This is a genomic window from bacterium (assembly GCA_020854115.1).
Taxonomy (GTDB): Bacteria; Patescibacteriota; Saccharimonadia; order CAILAD01.
The window spans coordinates 129436-136222 of record JADZGC010000004.1 but is presented as its reverse complement, the minus strand read 5'-3'; the positions used below and the strand labels follow the sequence as shown (position 1 = coordinate 136222).

8 protein-coding genes are annotated in these 6787 nt (G+C 48.7%); 2 read left to right on the top strand and 6 right to left on the bottom strand.

Annotation, left to right across the window (positions count from 1 at the left end):
• Positions 1-207: 207 nt before the first annotated feature.
• Positions 208-1167 carry a signal peptidase I gene (lepB, locus tag IT415_00990; GenBank protein ID MCC7543267.1) on the top strand — a complete coding sequence of 320 codons (960 nt, stop codon included), beginning with the start codon at positions 208-210 and terminating at the stop codon, positions 1165-1167.
• A 4-nt stretch (positions 1168-1171) separates the two neighbouring features.
• On the opposite strand, the gene IT415_00985 is transcribed toward lepB, so the two are convergent.
• Both IT415_00985 and IT415_00980 read right to left on the bottom strand, forming a co-directional pair.
• On the bottom strand, positions 1172-2068 hold the full coding sequence (locus tag IT415_00985; GenBank protein MCC7543266.1) for a ParB/RepB/Spo0J family partition protein: 897 nt from the start codon (positions 2066-2068) through the stop codon (positions 1172-1174).
• Complete coding sequence (locus tag IT415_00980) at positions 2052-2813, bottom strand: ParA family protein (GenBank protein MCC7543265.1); 762 nt, start codon at positions 2811-2813, stop codon at positions 2052-2054. The genes IT415_00985 and IT415_00980 overlap by 17 nt, the downstream gene beginning before the upstream one ends.
• Before the next feature lie 143 nt (positions 2814-2956).
• Between IT415_00980 and rplU the strand changes: the two genes are divergently transcribed.
• A complete protein-coding gene (rplU, locus tag IT415_00975) occupies positions 2957-3262 on the top strand; it encodes a 50S ribosomal protein L21 (protein ID MCC7543264.1) in 306 nt (101 codons plus the stop codon).
• A 60-nt stretch (positions 3263-3322) separates the two neighbouring features.
• Here the strand turns inward: rplU and IT415_00970 are convergent, their stop codons facing one another.
• Genes IT415_00970 through trxB form a run of 4 tightly spaced genes read right to left on the bottom strand, consistent with a single transcriptional unit; the run spans position 3323 to position 6756 of the window.
• On the bottom strand, positions 3323-4705 hold the full coding sequence (locus IT415_00970) for an alpha/beta fold hydrolase (protein MCC7543263.1): 1383 nt from the start codon (positions 4703-4705) through the stop codon (positions 3323-3325).
• A complete protein-coding gene (locus IT415_00965) occupies positions 4702-5184 on the bottom strand; it encodes a GNAT family N-acetyltransferase (protein MCC7543262.1) in 483 nt (160 codons plus the stop codon). The genes IT415_00970 and IT415_00965 overlap by 4 nt, the downstream gene beginning before the upstream one ends.
• 13 nt (positions 5185-5197) lie before the next feature.
• Entirely contained in the window at positions 5198-5812 is a 615-nt protein-coding gene (locus tag IT415_00960; GenBank protein MCC7543261.1) for a GGDEF domain-containing protein, read from the bottom strand.
• A 2-nt stretch (positions 5813-5814) separates the two neighbouring features.
• Positions 5815-6756 carry a thioredoxin-disulfide reductase gene (gene trxB / locus IT415_00955; GenBank protein ID MCC7543260.1) on the bottom strand — a complete coding sequence of 314 codons (942 nt, stop codon included), beginning with the start codon at positions 6754-6756 and terminating at the stop codon, positions 5815-5817.
• Positions 6757-6787: the final 31 nt, after the last annotated feature.

Genomic DNA, 6787 nt, shown 5'->3' with positions numbered 1-6787 from the left:
CACGCTTTATAGGCCAGTACAGATGCAGTAATCAATATTGCGAGCAAACACACTGCAATTACTCGCCGAGCTACTCGTCTCCAAATATGCTGCTTGTGGAATGATTTTGCCGTCTGCCCAACCGTTATTGCTGTTGGTTGTGTATTTGAAGCCTTTTGTTTGTTGCCAAGCATAAGCGCAGTATACCTGAAGATAGCCGCAACCGCTATGTCGCCAGTTCATGCAAAACCAGGTATACTGGACATCATACGCATGCAACCAAACGACCCACAATATCCTAAGCAACCAGCCGCCACGCCAGCGCAACCGACAGGACAACCCACCTCTGGAACAATGCAGCCTGGCGTACCGGTCATACCTCAGCAAGTAGCACAACCCCAGCCTGTTGCTCCTCTATCAATACCACCTAGCCAACCACTAGGGCCACAGCCGTCACCGGCTACACAACCACCTCAACCAATCGATAGCGCTCCAAGTCCCGACTCCCAAAATAATGACGACGAAAGAGAGGGCGACGGCCCACCAGCCTGGCGCCGAGCGCTCGGCTTTATCATTTCATGGATCGTCATCCCTGGTTTATTAGTACTATTCGTGCATAACTTCGTCTTCCAAGCCTGGTATGTCGATGGTCAATCAATGGAACCGACCTTTAGCAATGGTGACTATTTGATCGTATCCAAGTGGGAAACAAGTTTTAAGAAACTCACCGGTCAAGCACAAAATATTAGTATTAAACGTGGTGACGTGGTGATTTTTAACCCTCAAGGCTATGCCAGCGAAATATTCTTCATCAAACGCGCCATAGCGCTACCTGGCGAGCGAGTGGTAGTCAAGGACGGCTATATACGAATTTATAACGCCGAGCACCCCAACGGTTTTATCCTAAACGAGCCATACACTGGTAATATTCGCCTTGAGGGAGATGTTGATCGCACTGTTGAACCTGGCTATCTGTTCGTAGTCGGGGATAATCGCAACCCAAATGCCAGCCACGACTCGCGCGCTATTGGGCCAATTCAGATGGATCATATCATTGGTACCGCAAACCTTCGGCTACTCCCAGTAAGCCACTTTGGCGTGATCGAGCATCCAACTTACGAAACTAATATCACCTCTACTACTAACCCAAGCCCTGCTCTTCGCTCAGGCCGAGCTACAACCCCTTAAGTCGCTATAATAACTCAACGCCAGTAATCTGTTCGTAAATGCGCTTCAGTTCTTCTTCTGAATAAAACCGTAGGCTGACCTTGCCGCCTTTCGACTGCAGGCTGATATCTACCTTTGTACCGAGATGCTTTGAGAGCCCGTCAGTAACCGAGCGATACGACTGTTGGGTCTGCTGTACGCGCTTCGAAACCAGTTCTTTATCCTTCTTGAAATTACGCGCCAGGTCTTCAGCCTGTCGAACTGTCAACTGCTTCTTAATAATCATCTCCAGCATTTCTTGTTGTTGGATCGGATCATCGATCGAGAGGATCATGCGAGCGTGACCTTCGACAATCTTGCCTTCCTGTAAGGCTTTCTTCGCTTCATACGGAAGCTTCAAAAGGCGAATAATATTACGAACCGTAGGCTCTGCCTTCCCAACACGCTTGGCAATTTGATCAATGCTCAAATTGAACTGATCGACGAGCTTCTGATAAGCCACGGCGAGTTCAAGAATTGTCAGCTCAGCTCGTTGAATGTTCTCGATGACCGCGATTTCTAACTGCTGCTGCTCATCAAAGCTACGTATGATTGATGGAATAGTTTTCTTGCCTGCCAGCTGAGAAGCTCGCCAGCGGCGTTCACCTGCAATCAGTTGATAACGCTTACCGGCTCGAGTCAAAATAACCGGCTGCACAACCCCATGCTCCTTGATCGATGACGCTAACTCATCAAGATCTTCTTGCGCAAACTCTCGACGCGGCTGGAATGGGTTCGGATCGATCTCATCAAGCTTAATCTCTACTACGCGCATATCATCGAGCTGCAAAGTCTCGGATACTTCCTGGGATGCAAACTCATCAATCGCCGTTGGGATCAGCGAATCCAGACCCTTACCAAGTCGACTAGGTTGTTTTGACACGTGCTAATACCTCCTTTGCAAGCGCCTTGTATGCTCTCGCCCCCTTACTAAACCGATCGTAATCAATAATTGCCTTCCCATGACTGGGCGCCTCGGCCAAACGCACATTACGCGGTATCACTGTAGAGCATACCATATCCGGGAAATGATGCTCGACCTCATGCGCCACGGCAGCCGAAAGCGATGTCCGCGCCGAATACATCGTCAGCACCACCCCGAGTAAGCTCAAGTTTGGATTCAGCGCTTGCTTGACTCGTTGCATAGTTGTCAAAAGCTGCCCAAGCCCCTCAAGCGCAAAATACTCAGCCTGCACCGGAATGAGGAGATATTGCGCCGCGGTCAAACCATTAACTGTCAAGAGCCCCAACGATGGCGGGCAATCGATCAAGATTATGTCATAGTGCAAACCTTCGAGTGCTTGTTTCAGCCTCGACTCACGCTGCGGAATCTGCGTGAGCTCAACCTCTGCGCCAGCCAGCACTGGACTAGCTGGTAAAACATGGAGCTTTTTGTAGCGCGTCTCTTGAGCTAAGGTCTGAGCTTCAACCCCTGACACCAGCACATCATACAGTGAGGCTTGCAGGGCATGCTTATCTATGCCCAAGCCCGACGTAGCATTCGCTTGCGGATCGAGATCAACGAGCAGCACAGACTGCCCAAGCTTCGCTAAGTACGCCGCAAGGTTTACGGTAGTCGTTGTCTTACCTACCCCGCCTTTTTGATTGACGACCGCGATTATTGTCATTGCACCCTCATGTCTGACTATTATACCAAGAAATCAGATACCTTCAGAATATCACTATCAGATTAAAGTTAGATCTTTACAAGATATGTTTGGTTTGCTATGCTTACATATTGTCCAAATAAGAAAGAAAGAGATACGAATCTATGTTAGCTGTTATTGAAACTGGATCGAAACAATATCTAGTAGAGCCAGGCCAAACGATTCGCACCGAGCTTGTCTCAGGCGAAAAAGAGATCGTTTTCGAACCACTCATGGTCATCGACGGCGATGACGTTAAGATCGGCACGCCAAAGGTTGCCGGAGCAAAAGTAGTTGCAATTATCGAAGCTGCTGACGAAAAGGCAGACAAAGTGCGAGTACTGAAGTTTAAGGCTAAGAAGCGCGAAAAGACCCTCCGTGGTCATCGCCAACACTACAGCCTACTCAAGATTGCTGCAATTACCGCGTAAATAACCAATCAACATGCACGTGCTGCAAGAAGCCCCTCTTTGATGGGGCTTTTCGTATTCTTATGAGCAAGTACTTGTGGGTTTCGTACCGCCAAGCACTGTCCTCATCCAGCTCAACGTATCATCAAAACTCTTGGCCATCGTGTTATAGTGCGTCGCATCAACGTATGTTTTGTGCGCAACATTCTCCCCGATGCCACACATGCGCTTCGCCGCGTTATCCGACTGGACCGGCAGAACTACATTATCGAGCTTACCGTGATTAATCAGCTTTGGTCGACCTGTCTTCTGCGTACCAGCTAAATTCGCTTGCAACTGTTGGTCGAGGGTCGGGGCAACACTTTGCAGCGAACCTGTCCGCATCGCCGATATGAAAGCTGGCGTATAAACCTTTGTGATATCCCTGTTTCCCCAATACGCGATGTTTGTATCGATACAGTTTTTTGCCACATCTGCCACCAGGTTCTCGGCGTATGGAGACTTCAGAATTGCGCCTAGATCATACTCTGTGCCATACCAATCTCGATAACTTCTCAGCACATATGGGCCAAACCACAGAATATTTGCCCCTCTCGTTGTATCAGTTAGCGTCTGACGCACATCGGTTACCGGACCAAAACCAATTACACCTCGCACCTTGATTCCTGGAGTATATGTATCGGCTAGCTGATCTGCCCAAAGTGCCGCATGACCACCCTGTGAGTAGCCGCCGAGCAGTACCGACTGCGTATTGACGCGATCTTTGGTAAGCCCGAGCTGTGTAAGCGCCTGTGCTGCATCGAGCACAGACCGTCCTTCCAAGTCTCCAACCATATAATGGTGCACACGGCGAGGATCACGCATACCTTCATAATCAGTAATAACAGCCGCGTACCCATTTGCAGCATATGCAAGCATATGACTTACATAGTTTGCCCAATTACGCTTTGACGGATCTTCAAGAGAAGCAGCACACGCATCATCGATACCCGTCGTACCCGGCGCAAAACTAAAGATTGGCAGGTCTTTGCCGCCTTCGGGGACAAAAGCTCGCGCATATACATCTTCTGTAGTGCCATTTGCATCTTGAATTCGGTATTTAAATACTTGCATCGTGATGTTGATCTGCGGGCCCCTATAGTTTGGGTTAGTCTGGCGAATAAGCGTACCTACTTCTGGTGCGCTATACAGTCTTTCGGTTTCGGTCGCTACGACTATTCCATGAGTAGCGGTTTTTTCACCCTTATCACCAACTATCTGATTCTTTTGCCTGGGTGTTGCCGATTGAGGGTTCGATTGCTGGCGAAAATAATAGACCACACCCACCCCTATCGCAAGAACGCTACCCACCAATGCAAGAAAAGCGAGCGTCCATAATACAGAGCTTATGCGCTTCCAAACCCTACGTTTATGTCGGATCTGCGAAGCTCCTATTGGTGACCGAGGATACTGAGGCTTCATCATAAAACAGCTTTCATTATAGACATATCTACTCCGGCAAGCATCCCGGAAATACGATGTGTTCGCTCAAACCCTTGTTGAGCAAAGAAGTCGTCTCGGTCATGTGTTAGTAGTTGCATACCTGGACTACCATAGTCTTTTGCACGCTCTAGGGCCGCCCGCACCAATATTTTTCCGATACCACTACCACGAGCACTTTGATCGACATATATCCACAGGAGCGTTGAAGGCTCAGATCTCTCTAGGCGCATCACGCAATAGCCACGCAGTGATGATTGAGTATTATATGCCAATAAAATGCATGATTTAGGTGAGAGGATCGAACGAATAAGCTGGGGCAAGGAATGCTTTCTTATTAGATATGATTTGTATGATGTTGGGAAATATACGTAATCATCGTGCATTGATTGAACAAATTTTTTATTCATATCAATCACATGCTGTAGCTGCATTGTCCGAATCAAAATGTCGTTCGCCATCATCACTCCCACTTTTCTATGCAGATGCCTTCGCAACTACCACGCGATCACGACCGGTCGCCTTAGCTTCATAGAGTGCATCATCGGCCCGCTTGAGACTCGCGGCAAGATTATATGTATCATTCACTTCAGCCACCCCAATACTGGCTGTCACTTGAGTAGACTCGGTTTTACTAATTGGAATCCTCAAATCAGCAATGTATTCGCGTAGCAGCTCAGCAACACGCGTGGCATCACACTCATCTGCACCGACTAATCCAACGACAATTTCTTCACCACCATAGCGACCCACAATATCAAGCGCGCGTACGTGTTCCTTGATTGCTGACGCGACGGCAGCCAACACACGATCCCCCACCTCGTGACCATACGTATTATTCACATTCTTAAAATGATCTATATCAATAAAAAGTACCGACAAACAACTCAGCACAACCTTTCGCCGTTTCTCTGGATGCTGTACCTGCCATCGCACTTCACTGGCCAAGACCTTGAGCCGCTGCATGAGACCACGACGGTTTAAGATGCCCGTCAACTCATCAGTAACAAGCTGTGTTTCGAGAGCACGGACTTGTTCTTCGAGTTCCGCAACCCGTTGCTGGCACGCAGACATCTCCATCTTGCTGGCCATCGTTACTTTGCCCCTTTCGCAAGTGACAACTCACCCAGGTAGCGTTCTGCCTCAAGGGCCGCTCGACAACCATCGCCCGCCGCAGTAATTGCCTGGCGATACAAGTGGTCAGCGACATCACCTGCAGCAAATACGCCTTTTTGATTGGTGAATACATTGTCTTGTGTCTTGATGTATCCTTTCTCGTCGACATCAATAATATCTCGGATAAACTCAGTGGCCGGTTTATGCCCGATAGCCACAAACAATCCCTGGCAATCTAGTCTCGTCTTCTGATCAGTCTTGAGGTTCGTCAACTCAATACCGTCTACCATGTGCTCACCAAATACATCGGTCACCTCCGTATCCCAAATGAATTCAATTTTTTCGTGATTTAATGCACGCTCTTGCATGATCTTACTCGCGCGCAACTCATGGCGACGATGCACAACTATGACCCTACTTGCAAAATGAGTCAGCGACAATGCTTCCTCCATCGCAGTATCACCCCCACCAACTACAACTACAACTTTATCCTTGAAGAAGTATCCATCACAGGTTGCACACGCCGAAATACCCTTTCCCATCAAGCGCGTTTCGTTCTCGAGCCCCAGCCATTGAGCAGAGGCTCCCGTCGCAATGATGATTGTCATCGACTGCAGAGTATCGCCGTTCTTCAGCTTAAGTGCATGTGGTTCTCCCGGCCGTATCTGATCCACAAATTCGGATATGAGTGTGGCACCAAAACGTAGCGCCTGCTGCTGCATTTCATCCATCAGCTCGGGTCCCATAATCCCATCCTTAAATCCAGGAAAGTTCTCCACCTCACTCGTAAGCAAGAGTTGCCCACCCGGGGTATCACCAGTAACCAGCACAACCGACAAAGACGCGCGCGATGCATAGATCGCCGCTGTATACGCCGCCGGCCCGCCGCCAATAATTGCTACATCATATGTCTTTTTCATAGTGTTAGTATACCGGGTTGGATACACTCTC